The organism is Streptomyces sp., from assembly GCF_035645055.1.
Classification (GTDB): Bacteria; Actinomycetota; Actinomycetes; order Streptomycetales; family Streptomycetaceae; genus Streptomyces.
In genome coordinates this window covers 171475-188994 of sequence record NZ_DASQNH010000021.1, presented here as the reverse complement: position 1 = coordinate 188994, position 17520 = coordinate 171475, and the positions used below count along the sequence as shown (strand labels likewise).

The window sequence follows — 17520 nt, the reverse complement described above, 5'->3', positions numbered from 1 at the left end:
CCCAGGTGATGCCCATGACCTCCAGCACCCTGCTGCCCCCGTCCGCACCCGCCGCCGGCCCGTCCGGGCCCACCGCCGCGGACCCGTCCGTCTCCACCGCCGCCGACGCGCGCCGGACCGGCGTCCAGCTCGCCCTCGCCGACGACCTCCTCGGCCTCCTGCGGTCGACCACCACCGAGCCGCGCCCCGACGAGCAGCTCGAAGCGCTCACCCTGGCCGTCGCCGCCGACCTGCCCGTGCTGCTCTGGGGCGAGCCGGGCATCGGCAAGACCGCGGCCCTCACCCAGCTCGCCGCCTCCCTCGGCCTGCCGCTGACCACCGTGATCGCCAGCGTCCACGAGCCCACCGACTTCTCCGGGCTGCCCGTCGTGGGCGACGACCCGGAGGTGCGCGGAGTACCGATGGCGCCGCCGCAGTGGGCCGTGGAACTGGTGCGCGCCGGACGGGGACTGCTCTTCCTGGACGAGCTGTCCACCGCCACCCCGGCCGTCCAGGCGGCACTCCTGCGGGTGGTCCTGGAGCGGAGGGTCGGGGCGCTGCGACTGCCGCCCGGGGTGCGGATCGTGGCCGCCGCCAATCCGCGCGCGTCCGCGGCGGACGGATGGGAGCTGAGCCCGCCGCTGGCCAACCGGTTCGTGCACCTGTACTGGGTGCACGACCGGGACGTGGTGGTGCGCGGACTGGGCGGGGTGTGGCCTCGCGCCCAGCTGCCCCTGCTGGCCCCGGAGCGGCTGCCGGAGGCGGTGGCCTTCGCCCGGCGCGCGGTCTGCGGCTTCCTGGAGGTCCGGCCCACGCTGATCCACCGGCTGCCCAGCACCGAGACGCGGCGCGGCGGCGCCTGGCCCTCGCCCCGCAGCTGGGAGGCCGCGCTGACCCTGCTCGCCTTCGGCACGGCGGCCTCCGTCTCCCGCGAGGTGCTGGCGCTGCTGGTGCGGGGCGCGGTGGGCGACGGTCCGGGACTCGAACTCCTCGCCCATCTGGACCGCATGGACCTGCCGGACCCGGAGTCGCTGCTCGCCGACCCGGCCGCCGCGGAACTCCCCGAGCGGGGTGATCTGCGGCAGGCGGCGCTGGACGCGGTGGTCGCCGCCGTGGGGGCCCGCCCGGAACGGGAGCGGTGGGAGGCGGCCTGGGCGGTCCTGGTGCGGGCGCTGGAGACCGGCGCCCCGGACCTGCTGGTCGCCCCGGCCGGCACACTGGCCGCACTGCGACGCGACGACTGGGAGGTGCCGGGGGCGGTGGAGCGGCTGACCGAGGTGATCGGTCTCGCCCGCCGCGCGGACCGGTCGGTGCAGCGGGCCACGGCGCCCCGGCCCGGGCGGCCGGCCGACGCCGCGACCGGGGCACACCGATGAGGGGGGCCGCGCGGGGCCCGGTACCGGGCCCTGTGCCCCCGCCCGCGCCGCCCCGCCCGGTGCCGCGTCCCCTGCCGGCGCCCAGGCCGCCCCGCCCTGCGCGGGCCGCGCCGCCGGAGTCACCGGTGCGGTCCGGAGAACCGGCCGGGGCGCCCGTCCTTCGGCTCGACCGGGAGAAGCTGCTGGCCGCCCGGCTGCACGCGGTGAAGGTCCGACCGTATCTGGCCGAAGCGCTGTTCGCGCTGCATGTCGTGGAGGACCGGTCGGTGCCGACGATGGCGGTGGACGCGTACTGGCGCTGCTACGTCTCGCCCGCCTTCGTGGCCCGCACCCCCGTCGAGGAACTGGCGGGCGTATGGGTGCACGAGGTGTCCCATCTCCTCCGGGACCACCACGGACGGGGCGAGCGGTACGCGAAGGAGCACGAGGAACACGGCCCGGGGCAGCCGCTGCGGCGGAACATCGCCGCCGACTTCGAGATCAACGACGACATCTACGGCGACGGCCTGCCCCGGCCCGCCGGGGCGGTCCTGCCGTCGCTGCTGCGGCTGCCCGACGGGCTGCTGATGGAGGAGTACCTGCGGACGGCGTCGATGTCCGCCCTCGCCACCGAACTGGCCTGGCTGGACTGCGGCAGCGGCGCCGACGGGCGGGAGCGGCCCTGGGAACTGGGGCCCGACGGAGCCCACGGGCTCAGCAGGCAGCAGCGTGACGCGGTCCGCTTCCGGGTGGCGGAGGGGATCAAGGGCAGGCCCGGCGACGCAACCGAGGGGTGGCGCCGCTGGGCCGAGGAGGCGTTCCATCCGCCGCAGCCGTGGCGGCAGTTGCTGGGCGCGGCGGTCCGCTCGGCGGCGGGCGCCCCGGGGGCGGGCGAGAACCACAGCTACCGGCGTCCGTCCCGGCGCTCGGCGAGCGTCCCCGGAGTGGTGCTGCCGAGCCTGCGCCGTACGCCGCCCCGGGTCTGCGTGGTGATCGACACCTCCGGGTCGGTGAGCGACGCCGAGCTGGGCAGCGCGCTGCTGGAGGTGGCGGCGATCTCCCGGGCGGTGGGCGGGCGGCGCGACCTCGTCTCGGTGATCTCCTGCGACGCGGCGGCCGGGATCGCCGTTCCGATCTGCCGCGCCGAGAACATCGAACTGGTCGGCGGCGGAGGCACGGACCTGCGCTCCGGGTTCGAGCGGGCCCTCCGCTCCCGGCCACGCCCGGACGTCATCGTCGCCCTCACGGACGGCCAGACACCGTGGCCGCCCGCCCAGCCGCCCTGCCGCACCGTCGTCGGTCTCTTCCCCCGCCCGGCCCGCCCCGTGTACGAGGACGACCCGGACTACGTCCCGGACAGCCCGCCGGCCTGGGCGCGGGTGGTCACCATCGGCTGAGGGCCGCGCGGCACGTCGCCGCAGCGGCGCGTGGGGAGGGCGCACGGGTGCCTTCACGCCAAGCGGGGGCGGACCGCGCGGGGTGCTCATGGCACGTGACCGGACTAGCCGACCGGGGCGCGCTCCGGACGGAAGGCGAGGCGGTCGTCCGAGACGTCCACGGTGACCCGGTCGCCTTCCCTGACCCGGCCGTCCAAGAGCAGCCGGGAGAGCCGGTTGTCGACCTCGCGCTGGATGGTGCGGCGCAGCGGCCGGGCGCCGTACTCCGGCTGGTAGCCCTGCCGGGACAGCCAGTCCACGGCCACGTCGGTGAACTCGACCGTGACGCCCTGCGCGGTGAGCAGCCGGCGGGTGTGCTCGAGGAGCAGGTTGGTGATCCGGTGCAGCTGGTCGGGGGTGAGCTGGCGGAACACCACGATCTCGTCGATCCGGTTGAGGAACTCGGGCCGGAAGTGCTCGCGCAGCGGGCGCAGGATCTGCTCCCGGCGCGCTTCCTCGTCGGCCTCCCCGCCGCCCGGCCCGAACCCGATGCCCGCGCCCCCCCGGATGACCGCCTCGGAGCCGAGGTTGCTGGTCATCACGATGACCGTGTTGGTGAAGTCGACCGTGCGGCCCTGCGAGTCGGTAAGCCGGCCGTCGTCCAGCACCTGGAGCAGGATGTTGAAGACGTCCGGGTGCGCCTTCTCCACCTCGTCCAGGAGGAGCAGCGAGTACGGGTGGCGGCGGACCACCTCGGTGAGCTGTCCGGCCTCCTCGTGGCCGACGTAACCGGGCGGGGCGCCCACCAGCCGGCTGACCGTGTGCCGCTCCTGGTACTCGCTCATGTCGAGACGGACCATCCGGTCCTCGCTGCCGAACAGCGCCTCGGCGAGGGCGCGGGCCAGCTCCGTCTTGCCGACGCCGGTCGGGCCGAGGAAGAGGAAGCTGCCGATCGGCCGGTCCGGCGAGGCGAGCCCGGCCCGGGAACGCAGCACCGCGTCGGAGACGACCCGTACCGCCTCCTCCTGGCCGACCACCCGCTCACGCAGATGCTCCTCCAGGCCCAGCAGCCGGTCCTTCTCCTCCTCGGTGAGCCGGCTGACGGGAATGCCGGTCAGCCGGGACACCACCTCGGCAATCGCCTCCGCGGTCACCTCCAGGTGCTGGCCCTCGTCGGCCTCGTCGTCCCCGGCGACCTCGGCGATCCGCCGCTTCAGCTCGGCGACGCGGTCGCGCAGCCGCATGGCCTCCTCGTACCGCTCGTCCGCGACCGCCTGGTCCTTGTCCCGGACCAGCTGCTCGGCCTCCCGCTCCATGGCCCGTACGTCCGTGCCCTTGGTACGGGCCCGCAGCCGTACCCGGGCACCGGCCTGGTCGATCAGGTCGATCGCCTTGTCCGGCAGCCGCCGGTCGGGGAGATAGCGGTCGGACAGCTCCACCGCGGCCGTCAGCGCCTCGTCGCTGTAACGGACCTGATGGTGGGCCTCGTAGCGGTCGCGCAGCCCGCGCAGGATCTCCAGCGCGTCCTCGGTGGTCGGCTCCGGCACCAGGATCGGCTGGAAGCGGCGGGCCAGCGCCGCGTCCTTCTCGATCCGGCGGAACTCCTCCAGCGTGGTCGCGCCGACGATGTGCAGCTCGCCGCGTGCGAGGGCCGGCTTCAGGATGTTCCCGGCGTCCATCGAGCCGCCCTCGCCACCGCCGCCCGCGCCGACCACGGTGTGCAGCTCGTCGATGAAGACGATCAGCTCGTCGGAGTGGCTGCGGATCTCCTCGACGATGTTGTTCATCCGCTCCTCGAAGTCGCCCCGGTAGCGGGTGCCCGCGACCACGCCGGTGAGGTCGAGGGCCACCACCCGGCGGCCGATCAGCACATCCGGTACGTCCCCGTCGGCGATCCGCTGCGCCAGCCCCTCCACTATGGCGGTCTTGCCGACGCCCGCGTCACCGATCAGCACCGGGTTGTTCTTGCCCCGGCGGGACAGCACCTCGATGGTCTGCTCGATCTCGTCGTCCCGGCCGATCACCGGGTCGATACGGCCCCGGCGGGCCTGGTCGGTGAGATCGCGGCCGTACTTGTCGAGGGTCGGGGTCGCGGCCTGCCGCGGCCGTTCCGCACGGACCCCCGGCCGGGCCGGCTGCCCGGCCTCCGGCGCCTCCGGCGGCAGACCGCCGGGGGAGGAGCGGGCCGCGTTCAGGATGTGGCCGGCCGCCGAGTCCGGGTTGTTGGCGAGCGCGCTCAGGACGTGCTCCGGGCCGATGGACCCGGCGCCGCTCGCGCGGGCCAGGTCGTGCGCGTCGAGCAGGGCCCGCTTGACGGCCGGGGTGAGGGACAGCGAGGTCGGCGGCGGAGCCTCGCCCTGCGTGAACTGGGCCGGCCCCGTGCGCTCGTCGATCTCCGACGCCAGGGTGTCCGGGTCGGCGATCCCGGAGCGGCTGAGCAGACTCCGGGTCGGCTCGGCGGACAGGGCCGCGCGCAGCAGATGCTGGGTGTCCAGATCCCGGCTGCCGTGTTCGGCGGCGTACCGCGCGGCGCCCTGCACCAGATCCCGGGCCGGCTGGCTGAGGAGTCGGCCGATGTCGATCTGGCGCGGGCCGGGGCGGGGGCCTCCGAAGAAGCGGGCGAGGAACTCACCGAAGGGGTCGTAACCCTCCGGTCCGGAGAAACCGCTGGTCATGGCGTTCCCATCCGGCGTCCCTGCGCGGGTCGGGGACGCCCTCGCTGATCGACGTGCCGGAGCCGGGTAACCCGGGCGGGAGCCGGTTACACACGTGGGCGCGCGCTCGTAGAACACCTTCGCACGATCGCTGGGAGGGGGCACATCGAGCCAGGGGCGGCCCGTGCGGGGCGCGGCTCCCGCCCGCGCGGGGACGGCAGCGCCGCGTCCGCGCCGACCGCCGACCGAGGACGGCCCCGTCGGCCCGGACGGAATGCGTGCCGTCCGCGCGGGCGGCACGGTGCCGCGTCCGCGCGGGCGACAGGTGTCCACTCGCCCCGGGCGGCACGGTGCCGCGTCCGCGCGGGGGCAGGTGTCGCACGCGCGCAGGCGGCCCCGTCGGGCACGGCCGGACGGCGATCCGCTCGCACAGGCGGCCGGCGCCCGTCTCCTCCCGGCCGGGCGCCGTCTCATGGCGCAGCCGGCAGGTGCCGGCTCGCGGGGCGGCACAGTGCCGCATCCGCGTGGGCGGAAGGCGTCCACTCGCCCGGGCGGAAAGGGCCGTGCTCGCCCGCGGCAGGCGGCCCGTCCGCGCAGGTGGCCCGACGCCCGCCCGCTCGGGCGGCAGCTGATGATCGATGACCCGGGCCGACAAACGGCCCGCGGTGACTCGACGGGCCATCAGGACGTGCGAGCCATCAGGACGCGCCGGCCACCCGGACGTGCGAGCCACCCGGACGTGCGAGCCATCAGGACGTGCGAGCCGTAAGGATGCGCGGGCCGTCTTCCGTGATCGCCACCGTGTGCTCGACGTGGGCGGCGCGCGAGCCGTCGTCGGTACGGAGGGTCCAGCCGTCCGGGGCCGCGTGGTAGCCGTCCGTGCCGCCCGCGACGAGCATCGGCTCGATGGCGAGGACCATGCCCTTGCGCAGCGGCAGACCACGGCCGGGACGCCCCTCGTTCGGCACCGCCGGGTCCTCGTGCATCCGGCGGCCCACGCCGTGGCCGCCGAAGCCGTCCGGGATGCCGTACCCGCCCTCGCGGCACACCGTGCCGATGGCGTGGGCGATGTCACCGATGCGGTTGCCGACGACGGCGGCCTCGATCCCGGCGGCGAGGGCGCGCTCGGCCGTCTCGATCAGGCGGAGGTCGGCGGGGCGGGGCCTGCCGACGGTGAAGCTGACGGCCGAGTCGCCGACCCAGCCGTTCAGTTCGGCGCCGAAGTCGAGGGAGACCAGGTCGCCGTCGCGCAGCCGGTAGCGGGTGGGGATGCCGTGCACGATCGCGTCGTTCACGGAGGCGCACAGCACGGCCGGGAACGGGGTCGGGGCGAAGGAGGGGCGGTAGCCCAGGAAGGGGGAGGACGCGCCCGCCTCCCGCAGTACGTCGTGGGCGAGGGCGTCTAGGTCCAGCAGGGAGACCCCCACGTCCGCCGCGTCCCGTGCGGCCGTCAGGGCGCGGGCGACGACCTGGCCCGCCTCGTGCATCGCGTCGATCGAGAGGTCTGTCTTCAGTTCCACCATGCCAATTACTATACCGGTATTTGAATGGGCGTCGGTGTGGGTCGGTATTAGAATGGGCGCCATGGTGCGCACTCCACTCACCGCCGAAGAGCGGGAACGCGGCGAACGACTCGGCCGGCTGCTGCGGGAAGCCCGCGGCGGCCGCAGCATGGCGGAGGTCGCGGCCCGCGCGGGCGTCTCCGCCGAGACGCTGCGCAAGATCGAGACCGGGCGGGCGCCGACCCCGGCGTTCTTCACCGTGGCGGCGTTGGCCGGCACGCTCGGCCTGTCCCTGGACGAGCTGCTCGCTGCCACGGCCGTCACCGCCGGGCCCGCGGCGGCCTGAGGGTCCCGCGCCCCCGCTGAAAACTCCCCGTAGCGGGCCTGTAACACGGCTCGTGTTGGCTACGGACCCGAGTACTCCGGTCTTGCGGGGAGTGGGCGATGACAGTGGATCAGCTCCCGGGAGGGGTGCGGGAGTTCGCGGACTACCTGGACGGCCTGCTGGCGCGGCTGGAACCGGGCGGCGGGTGGTGCGCGGTGTTCTGGCAGCGCGACCCGGACGGTATGCGGGCCTGCCTGGAGGGGCGGGAGGTCCCGCCCTGGGACGTGGTGGAGGCGCTCCTCCAGGACCTCGCCGCAGGGCACGGGCCCGGGACCGCCGCCTCCGAGAAGGACCGGGCCCGCGTCCTGCACGCCGCCGCGCTCAGCGCGTACGACGCCCGGCCCGGCGGCCGGGACGCCCTCGGGGACCGGCTCGACGTGTTGCTCCGCGAGCGGAAGTACGCCGCCGAACGCCTCGCCGAACTGGGCCGGCTGCTCGCCTCCGCCCCCACCGGGGAGGCGGCCGAGGCCCTCCGCCGCGACCTGGCCTGGGCCCGCGACGACCACCACCGCGCCACCGCCCGCTGCGCGGAACTCCGCGCCCGCATGGCGGACTTCGACCGGCGCGCCTTGGCGGACCGGGCACAGGACACCCACCCGATCCGGCCGACGGGGGCCGGGGGAGGAGTGGTACCCCGCACCGGTGAAGAGGACGCGAGACGGGATCCCCGCCCGGCGCGGCCCGATCTGCCGGAGCCCCACCCGTCTCACAGCCCCGCCCCACCTCCTCCGAAACAGCGCAAGCGCCGCCGTGGGGGTGCCCGTTTCGCGGGGGCGGCCGAGGACGACGGCACGGCGCCCGTCGTGGTGCCGCCCGTCGCGGCCCCCGCGCCGCCCGCGCCGGTCGCGCCGGTCGCGCCCCCTGGCCGTACTCTGCGAGGAGCGCGCTTCGCGGGGGCCGGCGAGACGGCTCAGGCGCCCGCGCCCGTGCCCGCGCAGACGGAGACCGGGGACGCGACCGCCCGGCGGGAGGCCGCGGCCGTGGCCGAGGCGCTGGCGCGGCTGCGCGCGGCGGGCCACAGCGGTGAGGCGCACGCGCTGCTGGCCGAGGCCGCCCACTGGCCCGCCGCCCGCTTTCCGCTGCTCGCGGCGGAGCTGGAGCGCGCCGGACTGGGCGCCGACTGGGCGACGCTGCTGTGGGAGACCGCCTCGCTGCCCGCCGAGCGGCTGGTCGCCGCCGCCGACGCGCTCACCGCGGCCGGACGGGACACGGACGCGCGGCAGATACTGCGGCAGGGCGTCGCGCGCCCCGCCGCGGAGATCGGGCAGGCGGTGCTCGCCATGACCGCCGGGGGCCGCCGCCGGGAGGCGGACACCCTGCTCGACGCCTACGTCCGGGTCCGCACCCCGGAGGAGACCGCCCGCAGTGCCGCGGCCGATCCGCCGACCCTCGTCCCCCTGCTCCTGGAGGCCGCCGGCCGGGTCTCCGCCCAGCGCCACTGGGATGTGGTGCACGCCCTGCGGGTCGCCGGGCTGACCACCTGACCGGCCCCGCCGCTCTCACCCACAGGAGTGTGAATCGCGGCCGACCCAGCGGGTTGGCGACGATGGTCTTGGCAAGGCCTCCGCGGAGGCATACGTTCATCCCTCTACGACCTGCGTCTACGGGCGTAGAGGCTCTGACGTCCCGTCGAAGGAGCAGCTCATGGCCGACGTCGTACGCGCCGCTCTGGTCCAGGCCACCTGGACCGGCGACACCGAGTCCATGGTGGCGAAACACGAGGACCACGCCCGCGAGGCGGCCCGCCAGGGTGCCAAGGTCATCGGGTTCCAGGAAGTCTTCAACAGCCCCTACTTCTGCCAGGTCCAGGAGCCGGAGCACTACCGGTGGGCCGAGCCGGTGCCCGACGGCCCGACCGTGCGCCGGATGCGGGAGCTGGCCCGCGAGACGGGCATGGTGATCGTCGTCCCCGTCTTCGAGGTCGAGCAGCCCGGTTTCTACTACAACACCGCCGCCGTGATCGACGCCGACGGCAGCTATCTCGGCAAGTACCGCAAGCACCACATCCCGCAGATCAAGGGCTTCTACGAGAAGTACTACTTCCGGCCCGGCAACCTCGGCTGGCCGGTCTTCGACACCGCGGTCGGCAAGGTCGGCGTCTACATCTGCTACGACCGCCACTTCCCGGAGGGCTGGCGCCAGCTCGGCCTGAACGGCGCCCAGCTGGTCTTCAACCCGTCGGCCACCCACCGCAGCCTGTCGTCCCACCTGTGGCGCCTGGAGCAGCCCGCCGCGGCCGTCGCCAACGAGTACTTCGTCGCCGCGATCAACCGTGTCGGCCACGAGGAGTACGGCGACAACGACTTCTACGGCACGAGCTACTTCGTCGACCCGCGCGGGCAGTTCGTGGGCGACGTGGCGGGCGACAGCAAGGAGGAACTGGTCGTCCGCGACCTCGACTTCGGCCTGATCGAGCTGGTGCGGCAGCAGTGGGCGTTCTACCGCGACCGCCGCCCCGACGCGTACGAAGGGCTGGTGCGGCCGTGACCGACGACCTGTGGGGACGGCACCGGGCGGTCCTGCCCGACTGGCTTGCCCTCTACTACGACCGCCCGCTGGAGATCACCCACGGCGAGGGCCGGCACGTCTGGGACTCCGCGGGCAACAAGTACCTCGACTTCTTCGGCGGCATCCTCACCACGATGACCGCCCACGCCCTGCCCGAGGTCACCAAGGCGGTGAGCGAGCAGGCCGGGCGGATCATCCACTCGTCCACGCTCTACCTCAACCGGCCCATGGTGGAACTCGCCGAACGGATCGCCCAGGTGAGCGGCGTCCCGGACGCCCGGGTCTTCTTCACCACCTCGGGCACCGAGGCCAACGACACCGCGCTGCTGCTCGCCACCACCTACCGGCGCAGCAACACCGTGCTGGCCATGCGCAACAGCTACCACGGCCGCTCCTTCGCCACCGTCGGCATCACCGGCAACCGCGGCTGGTCCCCGACCTCACTGTCCCCGCTCCAGACGCTGTACGTGCACGGCGGTGTCCGCACCCGCGGCCCGTACGCCGCGCTCGACGACCGCGCGTTCATCGCGGCCTGTGTGGAGGACCTGCGGGACCTGCTCGGCCACACCCGCCCGCCCGCCGCGCTGATCGCCGAGCCCATCCAGGGCGTCGGCGGCTTCACCTCCCCTCCCGACGGCCTGTACGCGGCCTTCCGCGAGGTGCTGCACGAGCGCGGCGTGCTGTGGATCGCCGACGAGGTGCAGACCGGATGGGGCCGCACCGGCGAGCACTTCTGGGGCTGGCAGGCGCACGGCCGCAACGGCCCGCCGGACATCGTCACCTTCGCCAAGGGCATCGGCAACGGCATGTCCATCGGCGGCGTCATCGCCCGCTCCGAGATCATGAACTGCCTGGACGCCAACAGCATCTCCACGTTCGGCGGCACCCAGATCACCATGGCCGCGGGCCTCGCCAACCTCACCTACCTGCTGGAACACGACCTCCAGGGCAACGCCAGGCGGGTCGGCGGACTGCTCATCCAGCGGCTGCGGGCCGCCGCCGCGCAGATCCCGGCCGTACGGGAGGTACGCGGGCGCGGGCTGATGATCGGCCTCGAGCTGGCGAAGCCCGGCACCGACGAGGCCGCGCCCGAGGCCGCGGCGGCCGTGCTGGAGGCGGCCCGCGAGGGCGGCCTGCTCATCGGCAAGGGCGGCGGGCACAGCACCAGCGCCCTGCGGATCGCCCCGCCGCTGTCCGTCACGGTCGCGGAGGCCGAGGAGGGCGCCGCGATCCTCGAACGCGCTCTGCGGAGCATCGCCTAGTCGCCGAGGAGACAGGGGAGCCCGCCATGACCACCGGCCCGGAACCGCCGGCCGCCCTGTCGGTGCGCCAGGTGCTCGCCCTGGAGCGGGTGCTCGCCGGCGAGCCCGAGGTGGTGGCGGGCGCCGACCGGCTCGACCGCCCGGTGCGCTGGGTGCACGTCGCCGAGGCCCCCGATGTCGGGGTGATGCTCAGCGGTGGTGAGAACGTGGAGGCCACGGCCGTCGTCCTCGGACTCGGCCGCGCCTTCCCCGCGCCGCCACGGGTGATGTGCCGGACCGCCGAGCGGTGCGGGCTGCCGCTGGTCGTCCCGCACCGGCCGTTCCCGTTCGCCCAGCTCACCGAGGAGGTCCAGTCCCGGCTGGTGCGGCGCAGGTTCGCCGCGGTCAGCCTCTCCGAGAGCGTGCGCACCGCACTCACCGGGCTGATCACCGCCGGGGCCCCGCTGCGACGGCTCCTCGACGAGATCGCCCGGCACAGCGGCTGCCCCGTCGTCGTCACCAACCTCGCCCACCGGGTGCTGGCCACCGCGGGCGACCGCCCCGCGGTGGACGATGTGCTGCGCGACTGGGAGCGCATCGCCCGGCAGACCGGCGGATCGGAGGGCGACGGCTGGATCCGCGCCGAACTCGGCGGGCGGCGACCGCCGGCAGTTCTACGGGGACCGGGTACCGGGCGCCTACGGCCCGCTGACGACCCCGTGAGGACGACTCCCTGGAGGGGCGCGGGGCCGCATCGGCACGCGGCTCCGCCGCAGGGCGCGATCAACCACCGACCACCCGCACTCACCCACCGCGAGGAGCGACCACATGAGCCGTACGGCAGTCCGCGGCGGCCTCGTCATCACCGCCTCCGACGAGATCCACGCCGACGTCCTGATCGAGGACGGCCGCATCGCCGCCCTCGCCACCACCGGCACCCCCGCCGCCGAGGCCTGGACGGCCGACCGGACGATCGACGCCACCGGGAAGTACGTCGTCCCGGGCGGCGTCGACGTCCACACCCACATGGAACTGCCCTTCGGCGGCACCTTCGCCTCCGACACCTTCGAGACCGGCACCCGGGCCGCCGCCTGGGGCGGCACGACCACCATCGTCGACTTCGCCGTGCAGAGCGTCGGGCACGGGCTGCGCGAGGGCCTGGACGCCTGGCACGCCAAGGCGGAGGGCAACTGCGCGATCGACTACGGCTTCCACATGATCGTCTCCGATGTGAACGAGGAGACGCTGAAGGAGATGGACCTCCTCATCGAGGAGGGCGTGACCTCGTTCAAGCAGTTCATGGCGTATCCCGGGGTCTTCTACTCCGACGACGGGCAGATCCTGCGCGCCATGCAGCGCTCCGCCGAGAACGGCGGCCTGATCATGATGCACGCCGAGAACGGCATCGCGATCGACGTCCTGGTCGAGCAGGCCCTCGCCCGGGGCGAGACCGACCCGCGCTACCACGGGGAGGTTCGCAAGGCGCTGCTGGAGGCCGAGGCCACCCACCGCGCGATCCGGCTCGCCCAGGTCGCGGGCGCGCCCCTGTACGTCGTGCACGTCTCGGCGATGGAGGCGGTCGCGGAGCTCGCCAGGGCGCGCGACGAGGGCCTGAACGTCTTCGGCGAGACCTGCCCGCAGTACCTGTTCCTGTCGACCGACAACCTCGCCGAGCCGGACTTCGAGGGCGCCAAGTACGTGTGCAGCACGCCGCTGCGGCCGCGCGAGCACCAGGCGAAGCTCTGGCGGGGCCTGCGCACCAACGACCTCCAGGTCGTCTCCACCGACCACTGCCCCTTCTGTTTCACCGGTCAGAAGGAGCTGGGCCGCGGCGACTTCTCCAAGATCCCCAACGGGCTGCCGGGGGTGGAGAACCGCATGGACCTGCTCCACCAGGCGGTCCTCGACGGGCATCTCTCGCGCCGCCGCTGGATCGAGATCGCCTGCGCCACCCCGGCCCGGATGTTCGGCATGTACCCGAAGAAGGGCACCATCGCCCCGGGCGCCGACGCCGACGTCGTGATCTACGACCCGCACGCCGAGCAGGTCATCTCCGCCGAGACGCACCACATGAACGTCGACTACTCGGCCTACGAGGGCACACGCGTCACCGGCCGGGTCGAGACCGTGCTCTCCCGCGGAGTGCCCGTGATCACCGAGCGCGCGTACACCGGGCGCGCCGGACACGGCGTCTACACCCCGCGCTCCACCTGTCAGTACCTCAGCTAGGGGAGACGCCCATGGACTTCGGACTCGTCCTCCAGACCGACCCGCCCGCATCCCGCGTCGTCAGTTTGATGAAACGCGCCGAACGCAACGGCTTCCGCTACGGCTGGACCTTCGACTCCGCCGTGCTGTGGCAGGAACCGTTCGTCATCTACAGCCAGATCCTCGCCAACACGCGGAAACTCACGGTCGGCCCGATGGTGACCAACCCGGGCACCCGCGCCTGGGAGGTCACCGCCTCCACCTTCGCCACCCTCAACGACATGTTCGGCAACCGCACGGTGTGCGGGATCGGCCGCGGCGACTCGGCGATGCGGGTCGCCGGGCGCAAGCCCAACACCCTCGCCCGGCTCGGCGAGGCGACGGACGTCATCCGCGACCTGGCCGAGGGCCGCGAGGCGCTCGTCGACGGCAAACCCGTCCGGATCCCCTGGATCAGGAACGGCCGGCTCCCGGTATGGATGGCGGCGTACGGCCCCAAGGCCCTCGCCCTGGCCGGGCGGAAGGCGGACGGGTTCATCCTCCAGCTGGCCGACCCGTTCCTGACCGAGTGGATGGTCAAGGCGGTGCGCGACTCCGCCGAGGAGGCCGGCCGCGACCCCGCGTCCGTCACGGTCTGTGTCGCCGCCCCCGCCTACGTGAGCGACGACCTGGCCCACGCCCGGGAGCAGTGCCGCTGGTTCGGCGGCATGGTCGGCAACCACGTCGCGGACCTGGTGAGCCGGTACGGGGAACACTCCGGCCTGGTGCCGGAGGCGCTCACCGCGTACATCAAGGGACGACAGGGCTACGACTACAGCCACCACGGGCGGGCCGGGAACCCGTCCACCGACTTCGTGCCCGACGAGATCGTCGACCGCTTCTGCCTCCTCGGCCCGGCCTCCGCGCACGTCGAGAAGCTGAGGGCGCTCCGCGAACTGGGCGTTGACCAGTTCGCTCTGTATGACATGCACGACGCGCAGGAGGCCACGATCGACACGTACGGCACGCACATCATCCCCGCGGTCAACTCCTGACCGACCGGCCGCCGGTCCCGGATCCGACCCCCCACACCCGGTCCCCCCTCCCCGCCGTCCCCGGGGAGGGGCCCAAGGCCCCCAGCACGGCCTCTCCCGTCCCCTCATGCGAGGTCGTCCACGGCGAGCCCATCTGGGACCCGGTCGCCCTCGCCGCCCAGCCCGACAACACTTTCGGGCTGCTCTTCGCGCCGATCACCGTGCTGGTCGCGACCGTGTCCGTGAACATCGCCGCGAACGTCGTCTCACCCGCGTACGACCTCGCCAACCTCGCCCCTAAGTTCATCACCTTCCGCACCGGCGCGCTGATCACCGGCGTCGTCGGCGTCCTCATCTTCCCGTGGGAGCTGATCTCCACCCCCGAGTTCTACGCTGATGCTGCCGCGGCGGGAGCGGGAGCGGGAGCCGGCTGGGGACTGAGGCGGGGGAGGGCGGCTGGGGCTGAGCCGGTCAGCCCGTGCCGCTCTCCTCCAGCGCGGCCACCGCCGCCTTGGCGGCCTTGATGGCGCCCTCGTTGATCTCGTCGGTGGCGGGCGCCGACTTGCTCTCGAAGTCGGAGCCGTTGTACGTCACCGTCACCAGCGCGTTGGCCGCGCGCACCAGCACCACGCCCTCGCGGGTCTCCTGACCATCCTCGGTGGTGAGGTTCACGACGGAGTACGCCACGTCGCCGAGCCCCGGGACCGCACCGCCGCCGCTCTTCTCCGCCTTGCGCTCCTCGTACTGCCGCCCCGCCTCCTCGTCCGAGTCGCCGATCTCGAAGGACACGTCCAGCCAGCGGTAGTCGTAGCCCTTCAAGGCGTTCCAGGAGCAGGTGCGGCGCACCGAGGTGTCCGTGGACGGGATCTCCCTCCCGGCCGTACTCGCCCCCGGCACCAGCGCGGTGATCGTCTGCTCGGGCAGGCTGGCGCACGGCGCCGGGGCCGCGGTGTACGTCTGCGGCACCGCCGTGGTGGACGGGGCGGACGTGGACCGGGACCGGGTCTCGCGGGGCGTCTTGCCCTCGGCGGCGGTGGTCGCCTCGGGGCCGGAGGAGAGCGCCCAGCCCGCACAGGCGAGCACCGCGACCGGGGTCAGGCGCGCGGTGAGGGCGAGTGGCAGGGGAAGAGAACGCACGGCGCACTTCTCGTGGGGGTCGGTGCGGAAAGGAGTCCGCACTGCGGACGGGACGACAGTGTCACACGAGTCCCCGCGGGGCGGAAGTGCCAACTCGCTCCGTGCCCGCGCGGTGACCCGGCCTCAACGGCGGCGCGTTGTATGCCCGGGTATGTCCGTCGGGGCGGGCGGCCCTGCCCGATCGCGGCGGACGGTGCGGAAAGCCCGCCGGAGCCCCGTGATCGATAGCCTGCGGCGGGTCAGGTGATCGGGATCCCTGACCCCGACTCCGCGGACAGCGAGGTGTGAAGCCGTATGTTCACCACCCGACCCACCCTTCAGGGCACCTTCGGCATGGTGTCCTCCACCCACTGGCTGGCGTCCCAGTCGGCGATGGCCGTGCTGGAGGACGGCGGGAACGCGTAAGACGCGGCCGTCGCGGGCGCGTTCGTGCTGCACGTCGTCGAGCCGCACCTCAACGGGCCCGCCGGGGAAGTGCCCATCCTGCTCGCCCCGGCGGGCGGCGAGGTGCGGGTGCTGTGCGGGCAGGGCGTCGCGCCGGCCGGGGCGACGGCCGCCCGCTACCGGGGGCTCGGCCTGGACCTCGTGCCCGGCACCGGGCCGCTCGCCGCCGCAGTGCCCGGCGCGTTCGACGCCTGGATGCTCCTGCTGCGGGACCACGGCACCAAATCCCTCGCCGACGTCCTGAAATACGCCATCGGCTATGCCGAGCACGGACACGCGCCCGTCGACAACGTCGGCGCGACCGTGGAGACCGTGCGCGACCTGTTCGCGACGGAATGGACCACGTCCGCCGAGGTCTACCTGCCCGGCGGAAAGGCCCCCCGGACCGGGGAGCTGTTCCGCAACCCCGCCCTCGCCGCCACCTGGCGGCGGCTCCTGGCCGAAGTCGCGCGTGCCGGGGACCGGGAGGCGCAGATCGAGGCCGCGCGGGAGGTGTGGCGCACCGGCTTCATCGCCGAGGCCCTGGTACGGCAGGCGAGCCGCCCCACCCTGGACACCAGCGGCGAGCGCCACACCGGCACCCTCACGGGCGACGACCTCGCCGCCTGGTCGGCCTCCTACGAGACGCCCGCCACCTACGACTGGAACGGCTGGACCCTGTGCAAGGCCGGCCCCTGGAGCCAGGGCCCGGTCCTCCTCCAGCAGCTCGCCCTGCTCCCCCCTGAGCTGCCCGCCTACGGCTCCGCCGACTACGTCCACCTGCTCGTCGAGGGCTGCAAGCTCGCCATGGCCGACCGGGAGGCCTGGTACGGCGACGCCGCCGAGGTGCCGCTGGAGGCGCTGCTGTCGGACGCGTACAACGCGGAGCGGCGGGCCCTGGTGGGGGAGCGGGCGTCGTACGAGCTGCGGCCCGGCAGCCCCGGCGGCCGGACCCCGCGACTGTCCCGGTACGCGCGCGTGGAGGCCGCCGTGGAGCGGGCCGCCGACGCGGCGGGAGCGGGCGAACCGACGGTCGCCATGAGCGCGACAGCGCCCGTGCCGGGGGAGCCTGCGATGCCGGGGGAGCCGGCGGTATCAGGAGAGCCGGCCGTCGCCGCCGACGGCGGCACCCGCGGGGACACCTGCCATCTGGACGTCGTCGACCGCTGGGGCAACATGGTCGCGGCCACCCCCAGCGGCGGCTGGCTCCAGTCCAACCCGGTCGTCCCCGAGCTGGGTTTCCCCCTCGGCACCCGGCTGCAGATGACCTGGCTGGAGGAGGGCCTGCCGAACACCCTCACCCCGGGCCGCCGCCCCCGCACCACGCTCACCCCGTCGATCGCGCTGCGCCACGGCGCCCCGGTGCTGGCCTTCGGCACCCCCGGCGGCGACCAGCAGGACCAGTGGCAGCTCCACTTCTTCCTGGCCGTCGCTCTCCGCCGCCCGGTCCGCGGCGGACTCGACCTCCAGGGCGCGATCGACGCCCCGAACTGGCACAACGACAGCTTCCCCGGCTCCTTCTTCCCCCGCGGCATGCGCCCCGGCGGCGTGACCCTGGAGTCCCGCACGGACCCGGCCGTCCTGGCGGAGCTGAGGCGGCGCGGTCACCGGGTGACCGTGGGCGACGCCTGGTCGGAGGGGCGGCTGTGCGCGGTCGCCCGGGACCCGGAGACCGGCGTGCTGTCGGCGGCGGCGAATCCGCGGGGCATGCAGGGGTACGCGGTGGGCCGCTGAGCACG

General features: G+C 74.2%; 11 protein-coding genes and 3 pseudogenes. 11 read left to right on the top strand and 3 right to left on the bottom strand.

Translation table 11 applies throughout. The features are described 5' to 3' along the window. Positions 1-14: 14 nt before the first annotated feature. Positions 15-1355, top strand: coding sequence for a MoxR family ATPase (locus VE614_RS07495; RefSeq protein ID WP_324933880.1), 1341 nt, complete (start codon positions 15-17; stop codon positions 1353-1355). Next, complete coding sequence (locus tag VE614_RS07490; protein ID WP_324933878.1) at positions 1352-2731, top strand: DUF2201 family putative metallopeptidase; 1380 nt, start codon at positions 1352-1354, stop codon at positions 2729-2731. Before VE614_RS07495 ends, VE614_RS07490 begins: the two co-directional genes overlap by 4 nt. Before the next feature lie 104 nt (positions 2732-2835). On the opposite strand, the gene VE614_RS07485 is transcribed toward VE614_RS07490, so the two are convergent. Together VE614_RS07485 and map are read right to left on the bottom strand one after the other, a co-directional pair. Then, positions 2836-5385, bottom strand: coding sequence for an ATP-dependent Clp protease ATP-binding subunit (locus VE614_RS07485; RefSeq protein ID WP_324933876.1), 2550 nt, complete (start codon positions 5383-5385; stop codon positions 2836-2838). A gap of 728 nt (positions 5386-6113) precedes the next feature. Continuing rightward, positions 6114-6887, bottom strand: a complete 774-nt coding sequence (gene map / locus VE614_RS07480) for a type I methionyl aminopeptidase (protein ID WP_324933874.1) — start codon at positions 6885-6887, stop codon at positions 6114-6116. A 61-nt stretch (positions 6888-6948) separates the two neighbouring features. Here map and VE614_RS07475 point away from each other — a divergent pair, with 61 nt between their 5' ends. The 8 genes and pseudogenes from VE614_RS07475 to VE614_RS07440 form a co-directional block, all read left to right on the top strand. Further along, complete coding sequence (locus VE614_RS07475) at positions 6949-7212, top strand: helix-turn-helix transcriptional regulator (RefSeq protein ID WP_324933872.1); 264 nt, start codon at positions 6949-6951, stop codon at positions 7210-7212. Between the two features lie 98 nt (positions 7213-7310). Then, positions 7311-8735, top strand: coding sequence for a hypothetical protein (locus tag VE614_RS07470; protein ID WP_324933870.1), 1425 nt, complete (start codon positions 7311-7313; stop codon positions 8733-8735). Positions 8736-8895: 160 nt separating this feature from the next. Continuing rightward, the gene (locus VE614_RS07465) at positions 8896-9738 is read left to right on the top strand and encodes a nitrilase-related carbon-nitrogen hydrolase (protein ID WP_324933868.1); all 843 of its coding nucleotides are present in this window, start codon (positions 8896-8898) and stop codon (positions 9736-9738) included. Then, positions 9735-11021: an aspartate aminotransferase family protein gene (locus VE614_RS07460; RefSeq protein WP_324933866.1), complete on the top strand. Its 1287-nt coding sequence runs from the start codon at positions 9735-9737 to the stop codon at positions 11019-11021. Before VE614_RS07465 ends, VE614_RS07460 begins: the two co-directional genes overlap by 4 nt. Before the next feature lie 26 nt (positions 11022-11047). After that, positions 11048-11164 (top strand): annotated as a pseudogene (locus VE614_RS33695) (hypothetical protein); the annotation flags it as partial. A 664-nt stretch (positions 11165-11828) separates the two neighbouring features. Beyond that, positions 11829-13229 carry a dihydropyrimidinase gene (gene hydA, locus VE614_RS07450; protein ID WP_324933861.1) on the top strand — a complete coding sequence of 467 codons (1401 nt, stop codon included), beginning with the start codon at positions 11829-11831 and terminating at the stop codon, positions 13227-13229. Between the two features lie 11 nt (positions 13230-13240). Then, the gene (locus VE614_RS07445; RefSeq protein WP_324933859.1) at positions 13241-14242 is read left to right on the top strand and encodes a TIGR03842 family LLM class F420-dependent oxidoreductase; all 1002 of its coding nucleotides are present in this window, start codon (positions 13241-13243) and stop codon (positions 14240-14242) included. A gap of 110 nt (positions 14243-14352) precedes the next feature. Beyond that, a pseudogene (locus VE614_RS07440) lies at positions 14353-14613 on the top strand (cytosine permease); the annotation flags it as partial. Positions 14614-14692: 79 nt separating this feature from the next. On the opposite strand, the gene VE614_RS07435 reads toward VE614_RS07440, so the two are convergent. Beyond that, positions 14693-15358 (bottom strand): hypothetical protein, encoded by a 666-nt coding sequence (locus VE614_RS07435; protein ID WP_324933857.1) that lies wholly within the window; start codon positions 15356-15358, stop codon positions 14693-14695. 294 nt (positions 15359-15652) lie between these two features. On the opposite strand from VE614_RS07435, the pseudogene VE614_RS07430 reads away from it, so the two are divergent. Further along, positions 15653-17515: pseudogene (locus VE614_RS07430) on the top strand (gamma-glutamyltransferase family protein). Positions 17516-17520: the final 5 nt, after the last annotated feature.

Bases quoted from the DNA above. Each gene is read 5' to 3' on its own strand.
- VE614_RS07495 (WP_324933880.1), top strand. From the start codon at position 15: ATGACCTCCAGCACCCTGCTGCCCCCGTCCGCACCCGCCGCCGGCCCG.
- VE614_RS07490 (WP_324933878.1), top strand. From the start codon at position 1,352: ATGAGGGGGGCCGCGCGGGGCCCGGTACCGGGCCCTGTGCCCCCGCCC.
- VE614_RS07485 (WP_324933876.1), bottom strand. From the start codon at position 5,385: ATGACCAGCGGTTTCTCCGGACCGGAGGGTTACGACCCCTTCGGTGAG.
- map (WP_324933874.1), bottom strand. From the start codon at position 6,887: ATGGTGGAACTGAAGACAGACCTCTCGATCGACGCGATGCACGAGGCG.
- VE614_RS07475 (WP_324933872.1), top strand. From the start codon at position 6,949: ATGGTGCGCACTCCACTCACCGCCGAAGAGCGGGAACGCGGCGAACGA.
- VE614_RS07470 (WP_324933870.1), top strand. From the start codon at position 7,311: ATGACAGTGGATCAGCTCCCGGGAGGGGTGCGGGAGTTCGCGGACTAC.
- VE614_RS07465 (WP_324933868.1), top strand. From the start codon at position 8,896: ATGGCCGACGTCGTACGCGCCGCTCTGGTCCAGGCCACCTGGACCGGC.
- hydA (WP_324933861.1), top strand. From the start codon at position 11,829: ATGAGCCGTACGGCAGTCCGCGGCGGCCTCGTCATCACCGCCTCCGAC.
- VE614_RS07445 (WP_324933859.1), top strand. From the start codon at position 13,241: ATGGACTTCGGACTCGTCCTCCAGACCGACCCGCCCGCATCCCGCGTC.